This window comes from Pseudomonas imperatae (genome assembly GCF_057128625.1).
Genome location: NZ_JBSKHP010000003.1, coordinates 300,801 through 322,741 on the forward strand (window position 1 = coordinate 300,801; position 21,941 = coordinate 322,741).

17 protein-coding genes and 1 pseudogene are annotated in these 21,941 nt (G+C 65.0%); 4 read left to right on the forward strand and 14 right to left on the reverse strand.

Going from position 1 to position 21,941, the window contains the following annotated elements:
- Nucleotides 1-7 precede the first annotated feature (7 nt).
- The 7 genes from ACWKWX_RS06000 to hutC form a co-directional block, all read right to left on the reverse strand.
- Nucleotides 8-799 (reverse strand): ABC transporter ATP-binding protein, encoded by a 792-nt coding sequence (locus ACWKWX_RS06000; protein WP_027979857.1) that lies wholly within the window; start codon nt 797-799, stop codon nt 8-10.
- A gap of 17 nt (nt 800-816) precedes the next feature.
- Nucleotides 817-1,554: an ABC transporter permease gene (locus tag ACWKWX_RS06005; protein ID WP_416422015.1), complete on the reverse strand. Its 738-nt coding sequence runs from the start codon at nt 1,552-1,554 to the stop codon at nt 817-819.
- A gap of 14 nt (nt 1,555-1,568) precedes the next feature.
- The gene (locus ACWKWX_RS06010) at nt 1,569-2,291 is read right to left on the reverse strand and encodes an ABC transporter permease (RefSeq protein ID WP_416422014.1); all 723 of its coding nucleotides are present in this window, start codon (nt 2,289-2,291) and stop codon (nt 1,569-1,571) included.
- 64 nt (nt 2,292-2,355) lie between these two features.
- The gene (locus ACWKWX_RS06015) at nt 2,356-3,213 is read right to left on the reverse strand and encodes a transporter substrate-binding domain-containing protein (protein ID WP_416422013.1); all 858 of its coding nucleotides are present in this window, start codon (nt 3,211-3,213) and stop codon (nt 2,356-2,358) included.
- A 180-nt stretch (nt 3,214-3,393) separates the two neighbouring features.
- The gene (gene hutU / locus ACWKWX_RS06020; protein ID WP_483827221.1) at nt 3,394-5,073 is read right to left on the reverse strand and encodes a urocanate hydratase; all 1,680 of its coding nucleotides are present in this window, start codon (nt 5,071-5,073) and stop codon (nt 3,394-3,396) included.
- Nucleotides 5,074-5,409: 336 nt separating this feature from the next.
- Nucleotides 5,410-5,976, reverse strand: a complete 567-nt coding sequence (locus ACWKWX_RS06025; protein ID WP_416422011.1) for a HutD/Ves family protein — start codon at nt 5,974-5,976, stop codon at nt 5,410-5,412.
- Nucleotides 5,973-6,683, reverse strand: coding sequence for a histidine utilization transcriptional repressor HutC (gene hutC, locus ACWKWX_RS06030; RefSeq protein WP_416427524.1), 711 nt, complete (start codon nt 6,681-6,683; stop codon nt 5,973-5,975). The genes ACWKWX_RS06025 and hutC overlap by 4 nt, the downstream gene beginning before the upstream one ends.
- 155 nt (nt 6,684-6,838) lie before the next feature.
- Here hutC and ACWKWX_RS06035 point away from each other — a divergent pair, with 155 nt between their 5' ends.
- A complete protein-coding gene (locus ACWKWX_RS06035; protein WP_483827222.1) occupies nt 6,839-8,203 on the forward strand; it encodes a formimidoylglutamate deiminase in 1,365 nt (454 codons plus the stop codon).
- Nucleotides 8,204-8,325: 122 nt separating this feature from the next.
- Here the strand turns inward: ACWKWX_RS06035 and ACWKWX_RS06040 are convergent, their stop codons facing one another.
- Both ACWKWX_RS06040 and bamE read right to left on the reverse strand, forming a co-directional pair.
- The gene (locus ACWKWX_RS06040; RefSeq protein ID WP_416422009.1) at nt 8,326-8,904 is read right to left on the reverse strand and encodes a lipocalin family protein; all 579 of its coding nucleotides are present in this window, start codon (nt 8,902-8,904) and stop codon (nt 8,326-8,328) included.
- The gene (gene bamE, locus ACWKWX_RS06045) at nt 8,901-9,155 is read right to left on the reverse strand and encodes an outer membrane protein assembly factor BamE domain-containing protein (protein WP_416422008.1); all 255 of its coding nucleotides are present in this window, start codon (nt 9,153-9,155) and stop codon (nt 8,901-8,903) included. The genes ACWKWX_RS06040 and bamE overlap by 4 nt, the downstream gene beginning before the upstream one ends.
- A gap of 321 nt (nt 9,156-9,476) precedes the next feature.
- On the opposite strand from bamE, the pseudogene ACWKWX_RS06050 reads away from it, so the two are divergent.
- Nucleotides 9,477-10,436: pseudogene (locus ACWKWX_RS06050) on the forward strand (HAMP domain-containing protein); the annotation flags it as partial.
- Nucleotides 10,437-10,526: 90 nt separating this feature from the next.
- Nucleotides 10,527-11,291, forward strand: a complete 765-nt coding sequence (locus tag ACWKWX_RS06055; RefSeq protein ID WP_416427523.1) for a methyl-accepting chemotaxis protein — start codon at nt 10,527-10,529, stop codon at nt 11,289-11,291.
- A gap of 141 nt (nt 11,292-11,432) precedes the next feature.
- On the opposite strand, the gene ACWKWX_RS06060 is transcribed toward ACWKWX_RS06055, so the two are convergent.
- The 4 genes from ACWKWX_RS06060 to ACWKWX_RS06075 all read right to left on the reverse strand — a co-directional run bounded on the left by ACWKWX_RS06060 (nt 11,433) and on the right by ACWKWX_RS06075 (nt 19,349).
- Nucleotides 11,433-12,443, reverse strand: a complete 1,011-nt coding sequence (locus tag ACWKWX_RS06060) for a class 1 fructose-bisphosphatase (RefSeq protein ID WP_027979868.1) — start codon at nt 12,441-12,443, stop codon at nt 11,433-11,435.
- A 173-nt stretch (nt 12,444-12,616) separates the two neighbouring features.
- The gene (locus tag ACWKWX_RS06065; RefSeq protein ID WP_473005130.1) at nt 12,617-13,975 is read right to left on the reverse strand and encodes a DUF3999 domain-containing protein; all 1,359 of its coding nucleotides are present in this window, start codon (nt 13,973-13,975) and stop codon (nt 12,617-12,619) included.
- A 10-nt stretch (nt 13,976-13,985) separates the two neighbouring features.
- A complete protein-coding gene (locus ACWKWX_RS06070) occupies nt 13,986-16,700 on the reverse strand; it encodes a DUF2339 domain-containing protein (protein WP_483827223.1) in 2,715 nt (904 codons plus the stop codon).
- Between the two features lie 198 nt (nt 16,701-16,898).
- Nucleotides 16,899-19,349, reverse strand: a complete 2,451-nt coding sequence (locus ACWKWX_RS06075) for a glycogen/starch/alpha-glucan phosphorylase (protein ID WP_476294869.1) — start codon at nt 19,347-19,349, stop codon at nt 16,899-16,901.
- A gap of 201 nt (nt 19,350-19,550) precedes the next feature.
- On the opposite strand from ACWKWX_RS06075, the gene ACWKWX_RS06080 reads away from it, so the two are divergent.
- Nucleotides 19,551-19,955 carry a YkgJ family cysteine cluster protein gene (locus tag ACWKWX_RS06080; protein ID WP_416422004.1) on the forward strand — a complete coding sequence of 135 codons (405 nt, stop codon included), beginning with the start codon at nt 19,551-19,553 and terminating at the stop codon, nt 19,953-19,955.
- A 162-nt stretch (nt 19,956-20,117) separates the two neighbouring features.
- Here the strand turns inward: ACWKWX_RS06080 and typA are convergent, their stop codons facing one another.
- Complete coding sequence (gene typA / locus ACWKWX_RS06085) at nt 20,118-21,938, reverse strand: translational GTPase TypA (RefSeq protein ID WP_027979873.1); 1,821 nt, start codon at nt 21,936-21,938, stop codon at nt 20,118-20,120.
- Between the last annotated feature and the right edge of the window lie 3 nt (nt 21,939-21,941).

The following is a 21,941-nucleotide window of genomic DNA, read 5'->3' on the forward strand; positions in this document are numbered from 1 at the left end:
GTGGCGATTACTCGGCGTTACGCTGCTGATGGCTGGACACGAACTGGCGGAAACGCTCGGTCGGCAGGCCTTCGAACAATTCGGCGGGGGTGCCCTGGCAGTCGATCTGGCCGCCCTGCATGAACACCACGCGGTTGGACACATGGCGGGCGAAACCCATCTCGTGGGTGACCACCAGCATGGTGCGGCCCTCTTCGGCCAGCGAGCGCATCACCCGCAGCACCTCGCCCACCAGCTCCGGGTCGAGCGCCGAGGTGGGCTCGTCGAACAGCATCACCTGGGGGTTCATGGCCAGCGCGCGGGCGATGGCCACGCGCTGCTGCTGGCCGCCCGACAGGTGCGCCGGGTAGTAGTCGCGGCGCTCGTACAGGCCCACCTTGTGCAGCAGCTGTTCGGCCTCTTCCACGCATTCGGCGCGCGAGCGCTTGAGCACGCGCATCGGGCCTTCGATGACGTTCTGCAGCACGGTCATGTGCGACCACAGGTTGAAGCTCTGGAACACCATGCCCAGCTTGCTGCGCATGGCTTCCACCTGGCGGCGGTTGCCCGGCAGCAGGCGGCCGTCGCGGTGGCGCTTCATCTCGATGGCCTCGCCGTCGAGGACAATGCTGCCCTCGTCCGGGGTTTCCAGCAGGTTGATGCAGCGCAGGAAGGTGCTTTTGCCCGAGCCGCTGGCGCCGAGGATGGAGATGACGTCGCCCTTGTGCGCGTCCAGGGAAATGCCCTTGAGCACCTGGGTTGCACCGAAGGCCTTGTGAATATTGGCGACCGACAGGGCGGTCTGGAATTGAGTACTCATGACAAGCTCCGCTGCAATCAGGAATGGGTAGAGGCTTCAGGCGCAGGCACCACGGGCTGGCCCTGGGGCCGCTCGCGCAGGTGCGGCGACAGCCGATGCTCGATCCAGGCCACGGCCCGCACCACCAGGAAATTCAGCACCAGGTAGATCAGCGCCGCGCAGATGAACACTTCCATGGTGCGGTAGGTGCGCTGGATGATCTGCTGGGCCACGCCGGTCACGTCCCACACGGTGACCAGGCTGGCCAGGGCGGTGGACTTCACCAGCAGGATGGCCTCGGTGGAGTACGCGGGCAGCGCCTGGCGCAGGGTGACCGGGCCGATTACCCGGTACAGCAGGGTCCAGCGGTTCATGCCCACGGCCTGGCCGGCCTCGATCTGGCCGTGGGGCACGCTTTGCAGGCCGCCACGGATGATTTCCGCGGTGTAGCCGGCGGTGCACATGGCCAGCGATACCACGGCGCAGCCGTAGGGCGACTTCAGCACCACCCACAGGAAACTGTCGCGAATGGCCGGGAACTGGCCCAGGCCGTAGTAGATAAGGAACATCTGGATCAGCAGCGGCGTGCCGCGGAACAGCATGATGTAGAAGCGCGCCGGGTAGCTCAGGAACCACCAGCGGCTGACGCGCATGGACACCACGCCCAGGGACAGGATCAGCCCCAGCAGCAGGGAGGAGAAAAACAGCGTCAGCGTGGTGGGCAGCGCGCCCAGCAGCTTGAGCATGGTGTCGGCGAGAAAGGCAAAGTCGATCATCACGGTTCCCCTTCTCAGGACTGGGCCGGGTTGCGGCGCTGGGTGCGCTGCACGCGGTTTTCGGCAATGTTGAACAGGCGCCCCGACAGGCCGGTGAGGATCAGGTAGCAGGCCCCACCGACGATGTAGAAGGTGAAGTACTGGCGGGTGGAGCCGGCGGCTACCTGGCTGGCGCGCATCAGCTCGACCAGGCCGATCACCGAGATCAGCGCCGAGTCCTTGAGGCTCATCTGCCAGACGTTGCCCAGGCCCGGCAGCGCGTAGCGCCAGATCTGCGGGATCAGCACGCGGCGAATGCGCATGCCGCGGGTCATGCCGATGGCCAGCGCCGCTTCCAGTTCGCCCTTGGCCACGGCGATGAAGGCGCCACGGTAGACCTCGGCCTGGTACGACGCGGAGATCAGGCCCACGGCAATGGCGCCCACCAGGAACGGCGGCACGTCGACGTAGCCCTGGCCACCGAACCAGTGATTGATGGCCGACACCACGCTGGCGCCGCCGAAGTAGAACAGGTAGATCACCAGCAGTTCAGGAATCCCTCTGAACAGGATCGAGTAGGCATCGCCCAGGTAGCGCACACTGCGCTGGCGCGAGAGTTTCGCCGCCGCCACCAGGCTGCCCACCAGGGCGCCGATCAGCAACGCCGCCAGGGTCAACAGCAGGGTCATGGCCGCCGCCTTGAGCAAGGCCATGCCCCAACCGGTGTCACCGAAGCTGAGCATCTGCAAGAGATTCATGAGGTTTTTCCCACCACTTCAATCATTGAACACCCGGCGCCCGCAGGCGCCGGCCCTGCCACGCTTACGACTTGGGCGTAAGGTCGAGCTTGAACCACTTCTCGCTGAGCTTTTTCACCGTGCCGTCGGCCAGGGCCTCTTTCAGCGCGGCGTCGAACTTGGCCTTCAGGTCCGCATCGGCCTGGCGGAAGCCCAGGGCCTCGCCTTCGCCCCAGATAGGGCCGCCGATCTGCGGGCCGGTGTAGGCCAGGTTCTTGTTCTCGTCCTTGGCCTTCAGCGAGTCGAGGAAGGTCACGTCGTCGAACGCCACGTCGATGCGCCCGGCCTGCAGGTCGAGGATGGTGTCGGCCGAGGCGTTGTATTCGCGGATGGTGGCGACGTCCTTGAAGTGGTCGTCGATGAAGGGGGTGTAGATGGTCCCCGAGGCGATGCCGATGGTCTTGCCCTTGAGGGCCTTGCGCAGGCCTTCGATGGCTTCGCCGATCTGCTTCTCGTCGGTGCCCAGGGTAATTTCGTTGGCCGGCCCCGGCTTGCCAGGCAGCACGTTGGCGTCCAGGGCGACGAAGCTTGCCGGGGTACGTGCGTAGGGAATGGAGAAGGCCATGACCTTCTTGCGGTCTTCGGTGATGACCACGGCGTCCATCAGCACGTCGAACTTGCCGGCGTTGAGGCTGGCGATCATGCCGTCCCAGTTCTGCACCGAAATGTTGCAGGTAAGCTTCATGCGCTGGCAGAGGATCTCCATCAGCTCGGGCTCGAAGCCGCTGATCTTGCCGCCAGGCAGGGTAACGTTCCAGGGCTCGTAGGAGCCTTCGGTCGCGATGTTGACCGAGGTCCACTCCTTGGCCTGCGCCAGCGGCAAGCCCGCCAGCAGTACTGCACCCAGGGCCAATGAACCCAACAAGCTGAATTTCTGCGCCATCGTTAACCTTCCTGCAAAGTCGAATGAGAGAAAGTGTTACTAGCCCGCACCAGGCAATCACCTATGCTTGTACATACAAGCAAATTGGAAGCCAATCTCAGGATTGTGGGAGCTGGCTTGCCAGCGAGCTTTTGGTTGCCCTGAAAAGCTCGCTGGCAAGCCAGCTCCCACAACTGTGGATTAGCCTTTGATCATAGGCAGGTTCAGGCCCTGCTCCCTGGCGCAGTCGATGGCGATCTGGTAGCCGGCATCGGCGTGGCGCATGACGCCGGTGGCCGGGTCGTTGTGCAGCACGCGGGCGATGCGCTCGGCGGCTTCATCGGTGCCGTCGCAGACGATGACCATGCCCGAGTGCTGGCTGAAGCCCATGCCCACGCCGCCGCCGTGGTGCAGCGACACCCAGGTTGCGCCGCTGGCGGTGTTCAGCAGGGCGTTCAGCAGTGGCCAGTCGGACACGGCGTCGCTGCCGTCCTGCATGGCTTCGGTTTCGCGGTTGGGGCTGGAGACCGAACCCGAGTCCAGGTGGTCGCGGCCGATCACTACCGGGGCAGACAGCTCGCCACGGCGGACCATTTCGTTGAACGCCAGGCCCAGCTTGGCGCGCTGGCCCAGGCCCACCCAGCAGATACGCGCCGGCAGGCCCTGGAAGCTGATGCGCTCGCGCGCCATGTCCAGCCAGTTGTGCAGGTGGTCATCGTCCGGGATCAGTTCCTTGACCTTGGCGTCGGTCTTGTAGATGTCCTCGGCGTCGCCCGACAGCGCAGCCCAGCGGAATGGGCCGATGCCGCGGCAGAACAGCGGGCGGATGTAGGCTGGCACGAAGCCTGGGAAATCGAAGGCGTTGGCCACGCCCTCTTCCTTGGCCATCTGGCGGATGTTGTTGCCGTAGTCGAAGGTGGGGATGCCCTGCTGCTGGAAGTCGAGCATGGCTTGCACGTGCACGGCCATGGACTGCTTGGCAGCTTTCACCACGGCGGCCGGGTCGGTCTGCGCGCGGTCGCGGTACTGTTCCCAGGTCCAGCCGGCGGGCAGGTAGCCGTTCAGCGGGTCGTGGGCGCTGGTCTGGTCGGTGACCATGTCCGGGCGTACGCCACGTTTTACCAGCTCCGGCAGGATCTCGGCGGCGTTGCCCAGCAGGGCGATGGAGATGGCCTTGCCTTCGCCAGTGTATTTGGCGATGCGCGCCAGGGCGTCGTCCAGGTCGGTGGCCTGCTCGTCGACGTAGCGGCTGGCCAGGCGGAAATCAATGCGGCTCTGCTGGCATTCGATGTTCAGCGAGCTGGCACCGGCCAGGGTCGCGGCCAGCGGCTGCGCGCCACCCATGCCGCCCAGGCCGGCGGTCAGTACCCACTTGCCCTTGAGGCTGCCGTTGTAGTGCTGGCGGCCGGCTTCGACGAAGGTTTCGTAGGTGCCCTGGACGATGCCCTGGCTGCCGATGTAGATCCAGCTGCCGGCGGTCATCTGGCCGTACATGGCCAGGCCCTTGGCGTCCAGTTCGTTGAAGTGCTCCCAGTTGGCCCAGTGCGGCACCAGGTTGGAGTTGGCGATCAGCACGCGCGGGGCGTTGCTGTGGGTCTTGAACACGCCTACCGGCTTGCCCGACTGCACCAGCAGGGTTTCGTCGTCATTGAGGTTGGTCAGGCTCTCGACGATCTTGTCGTAGCACTCCCAGTTGCGCGCCGCGCGGCCGATGCCGCCGTACACCACCAATTCCTTGGGGTTCTCGGCCACCTGCGGGTCGAGGTTGTTCATCAGCATGCGCAGCGGCGCTTCCGTCAGCCAGCTCTTGGCGGTCAGCTTGTTGCCGCGGGCGGCACGGATTTCAACGTCACGGAATTTGTTTTGGGCATTGTCAGTCACGAACGAGACTCCTCAGCATTGAGTGCACTGATCCGTGCACGTATTTACTTGTACATACAAGCATATGCAATTGAGTTGCCAAGTTTGCGGGAGCGAGGCAGTCGTTAGGGCTGAAGGCAGGCTGGAAGCGGGTTGCGAGGCGATGAAAAAAATTTTCGAGGCGTTTGGCGGCGCTGAAGGCCACCCGCCCAAGTGGGAATTTTGCGCCCCCATGGGGCAAACGGTAACAAAATGGTGCACCCCACCGTAACCGTAGCAGCTGCCGAAGGCGGCGTCCGACGGCGGCCGTGCGGTGCGCCGGGACGCGGCCTGGGGCCGCTGCTACGAGGGGGGTTTTTAGAGCGGGGAGATTTCGATCAGGCAGCAGTGGCCATCGATGGCCAGCTCGGTGAGGGCGGCGGTTTCGATCTGCAGGCAGTCGTACAAGCCAAGGATGTGGGTGGTGGCGTCGGCCTTCACGGTCAGCGCGTCTGCCACGCTGAACACCAGCACCGTGTGCGCCGCGCTGAACAGCCGTTGCGGCGCTTCCAGCCATTGCAGGCGGGCGCGGTAGCGGGCCGGCGCGTAGATCAGGTTGAAGTCACGAATGGCACCGCCCACCAGCGCGCACGCCACCGCGCTGTCACCCTTGAAGGCAAAGGCATCGAACGGCTGCAGCTCGCGGCTGGCTTCGCCGTCCACGGTCAGCACCATGCCCGCGCCCTGCAGCACGGTGATCACCCGCTGGTAGCCGGCAAAGCTGGAAAAGCCGCCCGACTCGCCAATGTCGGCGATCGACAGGCGCCAGCCGAAGCCGTCCAGGCCGTCGCCGCCGTCGCGGGTGATTTCCTCGGTGCTGCCGCCGCCATTCTTCCACGGCATGCGTGGGTAGCCGGCGGCGCGCAGGTGCTTGATGCTGTTCATTTGCTGAACCTTCCTTCCAGGCGGTGACGGGAGCCGGGGTGGATCAGCCGCGCGGCCGTTACTGGCGTGCGCCCCGACCAGGTGCGGCGGCGAATCAGCAGGCAGGGTTCGCCCGGCTCGATCTGCAGCAGCTTGCACTCCGACGGATCGGCCAGGATTGCCTCGACCACGTGCTCGCCCTCGGTCAGCGGTGCGACCCTGGACAGGTAAGCGTAGGGCGTTTCCTGGGTAAAGTCCTGCTTGAGGTAGTCCGGCGCCACCACCGCGTTCACGTAGCGGTCTTCGATCTGCACGGCGATGTCGTTCTCGAAATGCACGATCAACGAGTGGAACACCTTCTGCCCTTCGCGCATGTCCAACGCCAGCGCGCGCTCGGAACCGGCGGCCTCCTCGGCCAGCATGATCACCTGGCAGCGGTGACGGTGGCCGCGCGAGGCAATTTCATCGGCGATGTTGTGCACCTCGAACAGCGCCGACTGGCTCTTGGGCTCGGCCACGAACGTGCCCACGCCCTGCATGCGCACCAGCAGGCCTTCGGCAGTGAGTTCGCGCAGGGCGCGGTTGATGGTCATGCGGCTGAAACCCAACTGGGTCACCAGCTCGCTTTCGGAGGGCACGCGATGGTGCGGCGGCCAGGTGCCGTTCTGGATCTGCCCGGCGATCATCTGTTTGACGCGGGCATAGAGCGGTGCCGGACTTTCGCCCATCTGGGCAACCAGTGGAGAAACTACGGGCGGAGTCGACACGGGAAATCCTTCTGTTAAGCCAATCTGAATCGATAGATGGATAGCTTGCCGCAGTTTACCGGGCAGGCAAACGTCTGTATATGTATATACAAATAAACCTGATGAGGTAAGTGTCGATGTCCGCTTTCTTTGCCGAACGTGCGTTGTTGCCCACCGGCTGGGCCGAAAAGGTCCGCATCGAGGTGGGCGCCGACGGCCTGATCACCCAGCTGCAGGCCAACGCCAGTGCCGAGAACGCCACGCCTCTGAAGGGCCCGCTGCTGCCGGGCATGCCCAACCTGCACTCCCACGCCTTCCAGCGCGCCATGGCCGGCCTTGCCGAAGTGGCCGGCGACCCCAACGACAGCTTCTGGACCTGGCGCGACCTGATGTACCGCCTGGTGGGCAAGATCAGCCCCGAGCAACTGGGCGTCATCGCCCGCCAGCTGTACATCGAGATGCTCAAGGCCGGCTACACCTCGGTGGCCGAATTCCACTACGTGCACCATGACCAGCAAGGCAAGGCTTATGCCGACCCGGCCGAGCTGTCGCGGCAGATCAGCCAGGCGGCGGCCAGCAGCGGCATCGGCCTGACCCTGCTGCCGGTGCTGTACAGCCATTCCGGCTTCGGCGGCCAGGCGCCCAACGACGGTCAGCGGCGCTTCATCAACAGCACCGAGGGCTACCTGCGGCTGCAGCAGCAGTTGACGCCGATCCTCGCCGAACAGCCGGCCCAGCGCCTGGGCCTGTGCTTCCACTCCCTGCGCGCGGTGACGCCCGAGCAGATTAACCAGGTGCTGGCCGCCAGCGACCCAGGCGCGCCGGTGCACATCCACATCGCCGAGCAGATGAAAGAGGTCAACGACTGCCTGGCCTGGAGCGGCAAGCGCCCGCTGCAGTGGCTGTACGACAACGTGCCGGTGGATGAACGCTGGTGCCTGGTGCACGCCACCCACGCCGACGCCGACGAAGTGCAGCGCATGGCGCACAGCCGCGCCGTGGCCGGGCTGTGCCTGACCACCGAGGCCAACCTGGGCGACGGTATCTTCCCCGCAGTGGACTTCCTGGCCCAGGGCGGGCGCATGGGCATCGGCTCCGACAGCCATGTGTCACTGAGCGTGGTGGAGGAACTGCGTTGGCTGGAATACGGCCAGCGCCTGCGCGACCAGCGCCGCAACCGCCTCTACGGCGCCGAGCAGCCCATGGTTGGCCGCACCCTGTACGACGCCGCCCTGCAAGGCGGCGCCCAGGCGCTGGGGCAGGCCATTGGCGAATTGCGCGTAGGCGCCCGCGCCGACTGGCTGGTGCTGGATGGCGAAGACCCCTACCTGGCCACCGCCAGCGGCGACGGCATTCTCAACCGCTGGCTGTTTGCCGGCGGCGACCGCCAGGTGCGGGACGTGTGGGTGAACGGCAAACAGGTGGTCAGCGAAGGCCGGCATGCGCAAGAGCGCGCAAGCGCCACGGCCTTCGCCCAGGTGCTACGCGACCTCCTTAACTGACCTGTAGCCGCTGCCGCCAGGCTGCGCTGGGCCTGTGCCCCACTGAACATCTCCAGCGCACAAAAAGGCCAGCGCAGCCTGGCGGCAGCGGCTACGGGTGTACAGGTGTACGGGTGTACGGGTTATTTGCCGACTTCAGAGTCTTTGGCGCGCCAGATCAGCTTGGTGGTGTCGTAACCCTGCTGCTGCGCCTTGGCCAGCAGCTCTTCCCGCACCTCGCGCGAAACCGTTGGCGTGCGCGACAGCAGCCACAGGTACTTGCGGTCCGGGTTGCCGACGATGGCCTGCTTGTAGTCGTCGCTCACGTACAGCACCCAGTAGTCGCCCTTGGCCACGCCCGGCAGGATCTTCGAGAACCAGTTGTCGAACACCACCCACAGCTTGTCGGTTTTGCCCGGCACCTGCGGCGACGCGGTGCCGGTGGCTTCTTCCCACTCACCGCTGGCGGTGCGGCAGCGGTTGAGCACGGCGATGTTGCCATCAGGCTTGAGGCGGTAGTGCGCCTCGGACTGCACGCAGTTGCGCTGGAAGAACATCGGCAAGCGCGCCAGTTCGTACCAGGTGCCCTGGTAACGCTTGAGGTCCACCTGCTCCTCGGTGCGCGGCGCCAGCGGGTCGCTGGCCTTGTTGGCGCAGCCGGCCAGCAGCGCACCTGCCGCCAGGCCGCCCAGCAGCATGGCCACCATCTTCAAGCGGCTCATTTGAGGCCCTGCCCCGAGTACATCACTACCTTGTCACCGGCGTACTGCACGCTGATGAAGCTGTTCTTGTCACCCCAGGTGCAACTGGACATGCCCAGCGCGCCGGAGCAATCGGTGGGGCTGCCCAGCAGCTTCTCGATTTCAGGTTTGGTCATGCCCGCCTTGATCTGTGAATAGTTTTCCTGGTTGATCTTGTTGCATGCGGCGAGCAACACGCAGAACGACAACAGGGCGAGGGAACGCAAAGACATGAAAGGTCACTCCTGGACAGTAGTGCCGGCTTGGCTGCCAGCTAGAGCTTAGAAGAGAAAACCGCGATCTGGTTCCCGGCCACCCCGGGCATTTATGCCAGCCCCGCCCTGCCCGCCGGTCAACTCACCAAACCGTACATTAATCTTCACGAAGTTTCGGCCGACAGTAGATAGCGCTATCTGCGTGCATCTGGCAGATTGCCACCCCCGTTTGATCAGCCCCTTTGCGTACAGATCACCCCAATGACAAAAAACCTGAAATTCAGCCACAAGATCCTGATCGCGGCCGCTCTCATCGTCGCCCTGGCGTTCTCCTGCTTCATGGCGTTCAACGACTACCGCCAGCGCGCCACGCTGCACGAGAACACCGAAGCCTCGATGAAGCAGCTGGGCACCCTGACCACCAGCAACATCCAGACGTGGCTGGAAAGCCGCATCCAGCTGCTGCAGTCCCTGGGCCAGCAAGTGGCAGTGGATGGCGACTCGGCGCCAAGCCTGGCGCGCAGCGTGGGCCTGCCGGCCTACTCCAGCAACTTCCAGCTGACCTACTTCGGCGGCCAGAACGGCGTGATGTTCTCGGTGCCTGCGGGCAACCGCGCGGCTGACTACGATCCGCGCCAGCGCGGCTGGTTCAAGGCGGCCAACGCGGCCCAGCAGACCATCGTCACCGAGCCCTACATCGCCGCCTCCTCGGGCAAGCTGGTGATTACCATCGCCACCCCGGTGCGCCATGACAACCAGTTCATCGGCGTGGCCGGCGCGGACATCGACCTGACCAGCATCAGCGACATCATCAACTCGCTGAACTTCGGCGGCCATGGCCACGCCTTCATCGTCACCGGCGACGGCAAGATTCTTATCCACCCGGACGTGAAGCTGGACCTCAAGAGCCTGTCGGAAGCTTATCCACAGGGCGCCCCGCAGGTGTCGCCGGGCCTCAAGGAGGTAGAGCTGAACGGCAAGACCCAGTTCATCTCCTTCACCCGCGTGAACGGCGTGCCGTCGGCCGACTGGTACGTGGCGCTGGTGCTGGACAAGGACGCGGCCTACGCCATGCTCGGCGAATTCCGCAACTCGGCGCTGGTGGCCACGGTGATCGCCGTGGTGATCATCATCGCCCTGCTGGGTCTGCTGATTCGCGTGCTGATGGAGCCGCTGCACGTGATGGGCCGCGCCATGCACGACATCGCCGAAGGCGAAGGCGACCTGACCAAGCGCCTGGTGATCCACGCCAACGACGAATTCGGCACCCTGGCGCAATCGTTCAACCGCTTCGTGGAACGCATTCACGAGTCCATCCGCGAGGTGTCTTCGGCCACCGGCCGCGTCAACGAGGTGGCCCTGCAGGTGGTCAGCGCCTCCAACTCGTCGATGCTCAACTCCGACCAGCAGGCCAGCCGCACCAGCAGCGTGGCCGCGGCCATCAACGAACTGGGCGCCGCCGCCCAGGAAATCGCCCAGAACGCAGCACTCGCCTCGCAGCACTCCAGCGACGCGCGCAGCCTGGCCGAAGATGGCCAGCAGGTGGTGAACAAGACTATCGAGGTGATGGGCCAACTGTCGGCGAAGATCAGCGACTCATGCGGCAATATCGAGACCCTGAACGCCAACACCGTGAACATCGGCCAGATCCTCGAAGTGATCACCAGCATCTCCCAGCAGACCAACCTGCTGGCGCTGAACGCCGCCATCGAAGCCGCCCGTGCCGGTGACGCCGGCCGTGGCTTCGCCGTGGTGGCCGACGAGGTGCGCAACCTGGCGCACCGCACCCAGGACTCGGCGCAGCAGGTGCAGAAAATCATCGAGGAACTGCAGGTAGGCGCCCGCGAAGCCGTGGGCACCATGACCGAAAGCCAGAGCCAGAGCGAGCAAAGCGTGGGCATCGCCAACCAGGCCGGCGAGCGCCTGGGCAGCGTGACCCAGCGCATCGGCGAGATCGACGGCATGAACCAGTCGGTGGCCACCGCCACCGAGGAGCAGACCGCCGTGGTGGAGGCCATCAACATGGACATCACCGAGATCAACACGCTGAACCAGGAAGGCGTGGAGAACCTGCAATCCACCCTGCGCGCGTGCAGCGAGCTGGAGCAGCAGGTGTCGCGGTTGAAGCAGCTGGTGGGCAGCTTCCGCATCTGAAAACAAAAATGCCCCCAGTGATGGGGGCATTTTTTTGCGCCAGACTCGTAGCCGCTGCCGCCAGGCTGCGCTGGCCCTCAACCTCACTGAAGATCTCCAGCGGGGATGAGGACCAGCGCAGCCTTCGGCAGCGGCTACAAATTATTCCTTGTGGTACGCGGTCACGCGCTCCACTTCCTGCTTGGAACCCAGGAACACCGCCACGCGCTGGTGCAGGCCTTCAGGCTGGATGTCGAGGATGCGCTGGTGGCCGTCGGTGGAAGCGCCGCCAGCCTGTTCCACCAGGAACGACATCGGGTTGGCTTCGTACATCAGGCGCAGCTTGCCTGGCTTCTCTGGCTCACGGCCGTCGCGCGGGTACATGAACAGGCCGCCACGGGTGAGGATACGGTGCACGTCGGCCACCATGGAGGCGATCCAGCGCATGTTGTAGTTCTTCTTCAACGGGCCTTCTTCACCCGCGGTCAGCTCGCTGACGTAACGCTTCACCGGGGCTTCCCAGTGGCGCTGGTTGGACATGTTGATGGCGAACTCGGCGGTGGTTTCCGGGATGCTGATGTTTTCGTGGGTCAGCACGAAGCTGCCCATCTCGCGGTCCAGGGTGAAGCCCTTGACGCCGTTGCCCAGGGTCAGGATCAGCATGGTCTGCGGGCCGTAGATGGCGTAGCCGGCAGCGACCTGCTCAGTACCTTTCTGCAGGAAAGCCTGCTCGTTGAGGCTGTCGTTCTGGGTCAGGTACTCGGTTGGGCAACGCAGTACCGAGAAGATGGTACCTACCGACACGTTGACGTCGATGTTCGACGAGCCGTCCAGCGGGTCGAACACCAGCAGGTAGGCGCCTTTGGGGTATTGGCCCGGGATCTGGTAGGCATTGTCCATTTCCTCGGACGCCATGCCGGCCAGGTGGCCGCCCCATTCGTTGGACTCCAGCAGGATGTCGTTGGACAGCACGTCCAGCTTCTTCTGCACTTCGCCCTGCACGTTTTCAGTGCCCATGCTGCCCAGCACGCCGCCCAGGGCGCCCTTGGACACAGCGTGGCTGATCTCTTTGCATGCGCGCGCCACCACTTCGATAAGGAAGCGCAGATCGGCAGGGGTCTTGTTGCTGCGGGTCTGCTCAATCAAATAGCGACTCAGGGTAACGCGGGACATGGACGGCTCCGGAGAATGGGGTGGGGAAAAACCCGCGCAGTTTACAGGCTCATTCACAACCTAGCGAGCGATAGGGGCGCGGTTCCAGCCCTTCAGACCGGGCTGTAACGATAAAGGTTCACGCCACCCGCTCAAGCGTAGTCCGAAAATGCCCGCGGGTGACGCTTATGGCCTCACTGGCCGCCGGGTTTTGCCCGCACCAGGCTGTACGCCATGGCCGCCAGCGCCAGCACGCCGACCACCAGCACCAGCCACAGGCTGATGTGTTTCCAGTTCGACGATGGCGCCGCGGCCACCGGTGGCGGCGGCGCGACGATGACCGGCGTCACGGCGGGCTCGGCGACGCCCAGGGCGGCCATGCGCTGCTCGTCCACGTCGGGTATCAGCGTGCTCAAAGGCAACTGCGCACTGACTGCATTCGGGTTGCCGATGGCCAGGCGGTAGGGGCCAGCACCCCGCGCCAGGAACACCAGCTGCACCGGCCGCACCGCCACGCGCAGCAGCGGCGCCTCGGCGCCCAGGCCACCGCCACGGTCGTCCACCTCCAGCTTGAGCTGGCGCAGGGTCTCGCCGCGCATGGGCAGCTCGCTCTGCACGGCGTCCTGGCCGTTCTGGGTCAGGCGGTAGAGCAGGCCGCTTTCCAGCGGTTCCCAACTGCCATTGAGGTCGTAGCGGCCGAACAGGTCGACCGGGGCCAGGCTGTTGGGCTGGTCCAGGTCGATCTGCACCCGTTCCACCGCCAGCGCCGCTGGCAGCATCCAGACGTACTGGTTGGCCTTGGCGCTGCTGCCCTTGATCGGCTCCGACCACACCAGCGGTGGCGGCACATGGCTGCTGGCGCTGCTTTGCACCAGCACCTGGCTGAGCACAGGCGCCGATTGCGGCACCTGCCACAACAGGCGCAGGTAGCGCGCCGGCAGGCCCGGCAGGCTGACTTCATGCTGCTCGATGCGTTCGTCGGCGAACGACAGCCGCGCCACCTGCCCTTCACCCCAGGGGCGCCAATGCTGCAGGTCGTCGCTGGCCTCGATGGTGAAACGCTGGAAGCCTTCGCGCTCGCTGCTCCAGTCCAGGCTCAACTGGTTCAAGGGTTCCTTGATGGCGCTGGTGTCCAGCAGCCAGCCGCGCAGCACCTCTTCACCGGCTTCCAGTTCCTCGTCGGGCTGCACCTCGATCAGGCTGCCGTTGGGGCCGGTCTGCACCCGCACCTTGGGCGTGCCCGGCGCGGTTTCGGCGTCATCGTACAGCGGGAACCACTTCACGCTGGCCTGGTGCTCGCTTTGCCCATGGCGCGCCGGTTCGTGCACCAGGGCATAGGCCTGGGGCTCACCGGCGGCGTTGAACACGCGAATGTCGCCCAGGTCCGCCTGCCGCGCGCCCAACTGCAGCGCCAGCGGCAGCTCCAGGCGGTACCACGGGCCTTGGCCACTGGTGCTCAGCGGCACCTGGTTGGCAAAGTCTTGCGGTTGCTCCTGAGCCATGGCCGACAGCACGGCACACAAGCCCATTACCCCACACCACGTCTTGATCATGTGCCCCATATCAGGAATCGGCCCCCGCCGTTTCAATTCGCCGTGGCGGCAGCGGAGCGAAATACCCCACCACCAGCAACAGCACGCCCACCCCAATGAACGAGACGATCCGGGCCAGGCCGCCATGATTGCTCAGTTCGACGAAGAACAGCTTGGCCACCACTACCGCGATAAGCCCCGCCCCCACCAGCCACACCTTGCGCCGCCCGCGCAGGTGCCCACCAATCATCAGGCCCAGGGCCACCAGCGTCCACACCAGTGACAGGCTGGCCTGCACCAGCATCGAGGCCAGCAAGGCCTGTAGATCATAGGGCAAGCCGGCGTAATGGTGGGCGGTGCGCAGGACCATGGCGGTGAGCACCGCGAACAGCGAGGCGCCCAGCATCCAGGTTACCGGCCCGCGTACCCCCAGGCTGCGCAGGCGGCTGTCGAAGTGCCGCGCCCAGACGAACAGGGCGTAGATCACCAGCAGCAGGCCCAGCTCCAGTGGGTTCACCAGCGGCACGTACGGCAGCGGCTCGGCCGAGCCGTCGCTGAAGCAGTTGGCCAGCCACAGCCAGCCCAGCATGCCACACGCCAAGGGCCAGGCGGCCCACCAGCGGTAGGCCTGTGGATAACTGGCCAGCGGCCACGGCCATTCGCGCGGGCTGGCCATGGCCAGCAGGAACAGCGCCGGGAACACCGCCCAGCCCAGCCAGCGCCAGGCGTTGTAGTAGCCGGCCAGCTGTTCCAGGCCGTAGCTCAGCTCCAGCGCCAGCAGGGCAATCAACAACCAGGCGCCGAGCACATGGCTGATGGTCAGCACGCGGCTGCCCAGCCACTCGGGCAGGCGCCGCAGCGACCAGAAATGCACCACCAATACCGCCGGCCAGGCCAGCCAGCCAAGGTCGGCGGCGACGTGGAAACTGTGCCCCCACCCATAGGGCAGCAGCAGCCAGGCCAGCGGCACCAGCAGCAGCGCCCCGTGCGCCAGGCCTGGCCAGCGCAGCCGCGGTGCCAGGGCGCTGGCCACGGCGCCGCTGGCGCTGAAGGCCAGCAGCAGCGCCGCCGTGTCCAGCGGCCAATTCACCCAGCGCGCCACCCCGCTGACACACGCCAGCAACCACCACAGCCCGCCCCACACCAGCAGCACCACGCCCAGGCCGCTGCCAGGCCGTTCGGCATGCTGGCGCCAGGCACAGACCAGGCCGGCGACGGCCAGCAGCAAGGCGCTGAACGCCAGGTCACCGGTGACCGCCAGGTAAGGCGACAGGCTCCAGGCGAACAGACAGCAGCCGGCAGCCCCCAGTTGCAGCAGCAAGGCAAACCAGCACGCCAGGCGTCGTTGCTGGCGCAGCCCCAGCCAGTACAGCCCCGCGCCTTCCAGGGCCCAGGCGCTGCTGGTCCAGTGCGCGTCCAGGCCCAGGGGAATGGCCAGGCTGGTGAAGATCACCGCCAACGCCAGGCAGGTTTCGGTCAGCAGCGTGGCGCGTTGCGGGGCCCTGCGGGCCAGCAGCCAGGCCAGCACCATGTAGATCGCGCCCAGGCCCAGGGCGCTGAACGCCGCGCCGAACGGCAGGTGATGGACCAGCGCCCATTGCAGGCCGAAGCCCACCAGCGGCGGCCCGAACAGGATGGTGCCATGCACGTAGTCGCCCTGGCGCGCCGCCCAGCGCAGCAGCGTGGCGCGGTCGGCGTCGGCAGGCGGCGCTGGGCTATCCAGCAGGGTGCGGCGGGCGAACAGCAGGCCGATGGCCAGGTACATGGCGAAGAACAGCCACAGGAAGGGTGCCGTGCTCCAGAACAGCTCGGGCGTATAGGCGCGCACCCCCCAGGCGAAACCGACGCCGAAGGTGCCGGCGAAGCCGATCAGGTTCAGCAGGCGCCAGGCCTTGAACCAGGCAATGGCGAGGATGCCGGCGTTGAGCAAGGCGAAATAGCTGAACAGCGCCACATGGCTGCCGGCCCCGGTGGATGCGAGGATAGGCGCGGCAAAGCCGCCCAGGGCCGCCGCGCAAGCCAGGCCCAGGGCATCCTGCAGCACCGCCAGGATGGCCGAGAACACCGTGATGGCCACCAGCAGGGCCATGGCCGGGCCGGGGTCGATCAGCGCATGCAGGCGCATGGCAGCGAAGATGGTCAGGTACAGCACGCCCACGCCAGCACCTTGCAGCAGCAGGCCGTAGCCGCGGCGTTTCAGCCGCAGCCACCAGCCCAGCCCCAGCAGCGCCAGGGCGCTGGCGGCGACGCCGGCGTAGCGCAGTTCCACCGGCACCACGACGTTTTCGGTGGCGTAGCGCAGCAGGAACGCCAGGCCCAGGAACAGCAGCACCAGGCCCACGCGCAGCACGGTGTTGCCGCCCAGCAGCCAGCCGCGGGCGGCCGCGAAGGCCTTGCCGAAGAGATCGGGTTCGCCAGGTGGCCGGGGCTCGGTGGCCCAGGCTTTGGCAGTGACAGGCTCGGGAGCGGCTTCGGGCGGGGTTGCGGGCAACTCCCATTCCAGCTCCGCGGCTGCTTCGGGGGCGGGAGCAGGCGCTACCACCGGCGCAGGCCCTTCCAGCGCCTGCAACCGCAGCTGCAAGGCCGTCAGCGCCCGGGCTTGTTCCTCGCTGCGACGCGTAAGCGTGGCAAGCCGCAAGGCCTGGCCCAGGCCCAGCCCCAACAGCCCACCAATGAGCGCGCCGTCGATGGATTCATCGAACGCACCACCCAACGCAAGGCCCAGCAACAGCAGTACCCATTGCATGATCGATTTCCCTAACCGGTGTCACAAGTCCATGGCAGGGCGACAGTATATCGGGTAGGGCTGCATGTGCCCTGCAAAACCGTAGCCGCTGCCGCAGGCTGCGCTGGCCATGGTGTGCACTGAAGATTTCCAGCGTACATGAGGGCCAGCGCAGCCTGCGGCAGCGGCTACGCGGGCGGCGTCGCTGCGGCAGTCGCGTTACTCCAGCGCCTTCCAGATCTCCTCGGCGTATTCGCGAATGGTGCGGTCGGACGAGAACCAGCCAGTGCGCGCGGTGTTCAGCACCGCCGAGCGCCACCAGCGGTCCGGGTCGTGCCACAGGTCTTCCACGCGCTTCTGCGCGTCCCAGTAGGCGTCGAAGTCGGCGCACACCAGGAAACGGTCGTAGGCGATCAGGCCGTCGATCAGCCCGGCATAGCGCGACGAATCGTCCGGCGAGAACACCCCGCCGCGAATCGCCTGCAACACGTCGTTGAGACGGTGGGACGCGGCGATATCACCGCTGGCGTTGAACTCCCCGGCGCGCTTGCGCGCTTCGACCTGCTGGGCGGTCAGGCCGAAGATGAACATGTGCTCGGTGCCGATCAGGTCGCTCATCTCGACGTTGGCGCCGTCCATGGTGCCGATGGTCAGCGCGCCATTGAGGCCGAACTTCATGTTGCTGGTACCCGAGGCCTCATAGCCGGCGGTAGAGATCTGCTCGGAGAGGTCGGCCGCCGGGATGATGCTTTCGGCCAGGCTGACGTTGTAGTTGGGCAGGAACACCACCTTCAGCAGGCCGCGCACGGTGGGGTCGTTGTTGACAGTGCGGGCGATGTCGTTGGCCAGCTTGATGATCAGTTTGGCCTGGTGGTAGCTGGCGGCCGCCTTGCCGGCGAAGATCTTCACCCGCGGCACCCAGTGCGTACCCGGCTCGGCACGAATGGCCTGGTACAGCGCCACCGTGTGCAGCAGGTTGAGCAGCTGGCGCTTGTACTCGTGGATACGCTTCACCTGCACGTCGAACATGGCCTCGGGGTTGATGGCCACGCCCAGGCGGTCCTGGATGATGCGCGCCAGGGCCTTCTTGCTGCTCAGGCGCTGGGCGGCGAAACGTTTGCGGAACTCGGGCTTTTCGGCGAAGGGTTCGAGGTCCTTGAGGCGCTGCTCGGGATGGTCGAGCACGTCCTCGCCCAGGGCATCCACCAGCATCGAGGTCAGCTCGCCGTTGGACTGGAACAGCCAGCGGCGGAAGGTGATGCCGTTGGTCTTGTTGTTGATGCGGTCGGGGTACAGCTTGTGCATTTCGGCGAACACGGTGCTGCGCATCAGCTTGGTGTGCAGCGCCGACACGCCGTTGACGCTGTGCGAGCCCAGGAACGCCAGGTTGCCCATGCGCACGCGACGGCCGTTGTCTTCCTCGATCAGCGACACCGCGCGCAGCACGTCGAAGTCGTGGATGCCTTTGGCCCGCAGCGAATCGATGTGGTAGGCATTGATCAGGTAGATGATCTGCATGTGCCGCGGCAGCATGCGCTCCATCAGGCCCACCGGCCAGGTTTCCAGCGCCTCGGGCAACAGGGTGTGGTTGGTGTAGGCCAGGGTGTTGACGGTGATGTTCCAGGCGGTGTCCCAGGCCAGGCCGTGGGTGTCCACCAGCAGGCGCATCAGCTCGGCCACGGCGATGGAGGGGTGGGTGTCGTTGAGCTGGATGGCGGCGCCGTCGGCCAGGTTCAGCAGCGAGGGGTGGATGTTCTGGTGGCGGCGCAGCAGGTCCTGCAGCGAGGCCGAGACGAAGAAGTACTCCTGGCGCAGGCGCAGTTCCTGGCCGGCCTCGGTGCTGTCGGCTGGGTAGAGTACCCGCGAGATGCTTTCGGCGCGGGCCACTTCGGCCACGGCGCCCAGGTGGTCACCGGCGTTGAAGCGTTCCAGGTGCAGCTCTTCCAGCGCGCGTGCACGCCAGAGCCGCAGGGTATTCACGCTGGAACCGCGCCAGCCCACCACCGGGGTGTCGTACGCCACCGCCCGCACGGTCTCGGCGGGCCACCACACTTGTTTCTGCTGGCCGCCGGCGTCCTGCACGGTTTCCACGTGGCCGCCGAAGCTGATCGGGTAGATCACCTCGGGGCGCTCGAACTCCCAGGGGTTGCCGAAGTCCAGCCAGTTCTCGGTCTGCTCCTGCTGCCAGCCGTCGACGATGGCCTGGCGGAACAGCCCGTGTTCGTAGCGAATGCCGTAGCCGTGGGCGGCGATGCCCAGGGTCGACATACTTTCCATGAAGCAGGCCGCCAGCCGGCCCAGGCCGCCGTTGCCCAGGGCCGCATCGGGCTCCAGCAGGCGGATGCGCTCCAGGTCCACGCCCAGGTCGGTGAGGGCCTCCTTGGCGATGTCCAGCAGCCCCAGGTTGCTGAGGCTGTCGTACAGCAACCGGCCGATCAGGAATTCCAGGGACAGGTAGTACACCCGCTTCTGCGCCTTGCGGTAGATCTGCCGGGTGTGGTCCATCCAGTGCTCGACCATATGGTCGCGGGCCGCCAGGGCGATGGCTTCGAACCAGTCGTGATCAAAGGCATGATCCGGGTCCTTGCCTACCGCGTATGTGAGTTTTGCGAGTACAGCGGCGCGAAATTCGGCCACCTCTGCGTCACGGACAAGCGGTTCCTGAGACATTGATGCGTCCTCGGGGAAGTTGACGGATTTTTAGGATGGGGTTGTCTGAGCCTAGACGGTTCGACAGGAGGTGAAAGGCCAGGTTCGCGCTTTTCTGTAAGAACCACGAAACACCCGGGGGTGAAACCGGCAAATGGTTGTTCACAATTTCACCAGTCCCGGTATCATCGCGCGCCCGATTACCCCGAAAAACCGAACCCGATGAAGACCACCCTGATAGCCGCTGCCGAAGTCGACCGCCTGGAGACCTGGCAGAAATTCACCCAGCCCATGTGCGGCGCCTGCATGTCGACCTGCTGCACCCTGCCCGTGGAGGTGAAGATCAAGGATCTGGTGCGCATCGGCGTGGTGGACGAATTCGAACTGGGCGACCCGCCGAAGAACATCGCCAAGCGCCTGCAGAAGGACGGCATCGTCGAGCGCTTCAACCAGAAGTCGGGCATCTTCACCCTGCAGCGCATGAGCAACAACGACTGCCTGTACCTGGACCGCAAGAGCCGCCTGTGCACCATCTACGACAAGCGCCCGGATACCTGCCGCAACCACCCGCGCGTAGGCCCGCGGCCTGGGTATTGCGCGTACAAGCCAAAGCCCGCGACGTTCTAAACCGCCTGTGGGAGCTGGCTTGCCAGCTAGCTTTTTGGGCATCAACAGCTCGCTGGCAAGCCAGCTCCCACATAAGCGTGTTGCGACTACAGATTTGTAAAGACATAAAAAAACGCCCCCGGCCTTTCGACCGGGGGCGTTTTTCATTCAGCGAAAGCTAGATCAAGCCTTGGCTTTCTTGGCAGCGCGGGTACGCTCGCTTTCGTCCAGGATCTTCTTGCGAAGACGGATGGACTTAGGAGTGACTTCGCACAGCTCGTCTTCCTGGATGTATTCCAGGGCCTGTTCCAGGGTGAAGCGAACAGGTGGAACCAGGGCGATGGTTTCGTCTTTACCCGAAGCACGCATGTTGTCGAGCTTCTTGCCCTTGGTAGGGTTCACGCCCAGGTCGTTGTCGCGGCTGTTCTGGCCGACGATTTGACCGTTGTAGATCTCCTGGCCGTGTTCCACGAACAGCTTGCCACGAGCCTGCAGGGTTTCCAGCGAGTAGGTCAGAGCCTTGCCGGTTTCAACCGAAACCAGAACGCCGTTCGAACGGCCGGACATGTGGCCCGACTTGACGGTGTCGTAACGGTCGAAGATCGAGGTCAGGATGCCAGCACCGTTGGTCAGGGTCAGGAACTGGTTACGGAAACCAATCAGGCCGCGAGCAGGGATGTTGTATTCCAGACGAACACGGCCCTTGCCATCCGGCACCATGTTGGTCAGGTCGCCTTTACGCAGGCCCATCTCTTCCATGACCTTGCCCTGAGCTTCTTCAGGGATGTCGATGGTCACGTTTTCGAACGGCTCTTGCTTGACGCCGTCGACTTCACGAATGATCACTTCCGGACGGCCCAGGGCCAGCTCGAAGCCTTCGCGACGCATGGTTTCGATCAGTACCGACAGGTGCAGCTCACCACGGCCCGACACCTTGAACTTGTCAGCCGAGTCGCCTTCTTCAACGCGCAGTGCAACGTTGTACAGCAGCTCTTTGTCCAGACGGTCCTTGATGTTACGCGAGGTCACGAACTTGCCTTCTTTACCGCAGAATGGCGAGTCGTTTACCTGGAAGGTCATGGAAACGGTTGGCTCGTCGACGGTCAGCGGCTTCATGGCTTCGACGGTCAGTGGGTCGCACAGGGTGTCGGAGATGAACAGCTCGTCGAAACCGCTGATGCAGACGATGTCGCCGGCAGCGGCTTCTTCTACGTCGATGCGGTGCAGGCCGTGGTGACCCATCAGCTTCAGGATACGACCGTTGCGGCGCTTGCCGTCGGCGCTGATAGCCACAACCGGGGTGTTAGGCTTGACGCGACCGCGAGCGATACGGCCAACACCGATGACGCCCAGGAAGCTGTTGTAGTCCAGAGCCGAGATCTGCATCTGGAACGCGCCGTCACGGTCAACGGCTGGAGCTGGCACGTGATCCACGACCGCCTGGTACAGCGGGGTCATGTCTTCGGCCATGTCGGTGTGGTCCAGGCCGGCGATGCCGTTGATGGCCGAGGCGTAGACGACTTTGAAGTCCAGCTGTTCGTCGGTGGCACCCAGGTTGTCGAACAGATCGAAGATCTGGTCCAGAACCCAATCAGGACGCGCGCCCGGACGGTCGATCTTGTTGATCACGACGATCGGCTTCAGACCGGCTTCGAAGGCCTTCTTGGTCACGAAGCGAGTTTGCGGCATAGGGCCGTCTTGAGCGTCAACCAGCAGCAGAACGGAGTCGACCATCGACATAACGCGTTCTACTTCACCGCCGAAGTCGGCGTGGCCGGGGGTGTCGACGATGTTGATGTGGTAGCCATTCCAGTTGATGGCGGTGTTCTTCGCCAGAATGGTAATACCGCGCTCTTTCTCCTGGTCGTTGGAGTCCATCACGCGCTCGTCGTTGAGCTCGTTGCGCTCCAGGGTGCCCGATTGACGCAGCAGTTTGTCTACCAGGGTGGTTTTACCATGGTCAACGTGAGCGATGATGGCGATGTTACGTAGATTTTCGATCACTTG

Coding starts and splice junctions, on each gene's coding strand:
- ACWKWX_RS06055 (WP_416427523.1), top strand. CDS start 10,527: ATGCTCAACTCCGACCAGCAGGCCAGCCGCACCAGCAGCGTGGCCGCG.
- ACWKWX_RS06015 (WP_416422013.1), bottom strand. CDS start 3,213: ATGGCGCAGAAATTCAGCTTGTTGGGTTCATTGGCCCTGGGTGCAGTA.
- ACWKWX_RS06010 (WP_416422014.1), bottom strand. CDS start 2,291: ATGAATCTCTTGCAGATGCTCAGCTTCGGTGACACCGGTTGGGGCATG.
- ACWKWX_RS06080 (WP_416422004.1), top strand. CDS start 19,551: ATGAAGACCACCCTGATAGCCGCTGCCGAAGTCGACCGCCTGGAGACC.
- bamE (WP_416422008.1), bottom strand. CDS start 9,155: ATGTCTTTGCGTTCCCTCGCCCTGTTGTCGTTCTGCGTGTTGCTCGCC.
- ACWKWX_RS06005 (WP_416422015.1), bottom strand. CDS start 1,554: ATGATCGACTTTGCCTTTCTCGCCGACACCATGCTCAAGCTGCTGGGC.
- ACWKWX_RS06070 (WP_483827223.1), bottom strand. CDS start 16,700: ATGCAATGGGTACTGCTGTTGCTGGGCCTTGCGTTGGGTGGTGCGTTC.
- ACWKWX_RS06060 (WP_027979868.1), bottom strand. CDS start 12,443: ATGTCCCGCGTTACCCTGAGTCGCTATTTGATTGAGCAGACCCGCAGC.
- ACWKWX_RS06040 (WP_416422009.1), bottom strand. CDS start 8,904: ATGAGCCGCTTGAAGATGGTGGCCATGCTGCTGGGCGGCCTGGCGGCA.
- ACWKWX_RS06065 (WP_473005130.1), bottom strand. CDS start 13,975: ATGATCAAGACGTGGTGTGGGGTAATGGGCTTGTGTGCCGTGCTGTCG.
- ACWKWX_RS06000 (WP_027979857.1), bottom strand. CDS start 799: ATGAGTACTCAATTCCAGACCGCCCTGTCGGTCGCCAATATTCACAAG.
- ACWKWX_RS06025 (WP_416422011.1), bottom strand. CDS start 5,976: ATGAACAGCATCAAGCACCTGCGCGCCGCCGGCTACCCACGCATGCCG.
- ACWKWX_RS06075 (WP_476294869.1), bottom strand. CDS start 19,349: ATGTCTCAGGAACCGCTTGTCCGTGACGCAGAGGTGGCCGAATTTCGC.
- hutC (WP_416427524.1), bottom strand. CDS start 6,683: ATGGGCGAAAGTCCGGCACCGCTCTATGCCCGCGTCAAACAGATGATC.
- ACWKWX_RS06035 (WP_483827222.1), top strand. CDS start 6,839: ATGTCCGCTTTCTTTGCCGAACGTGCGTTGTTGCCCACCGGCTGGGCC.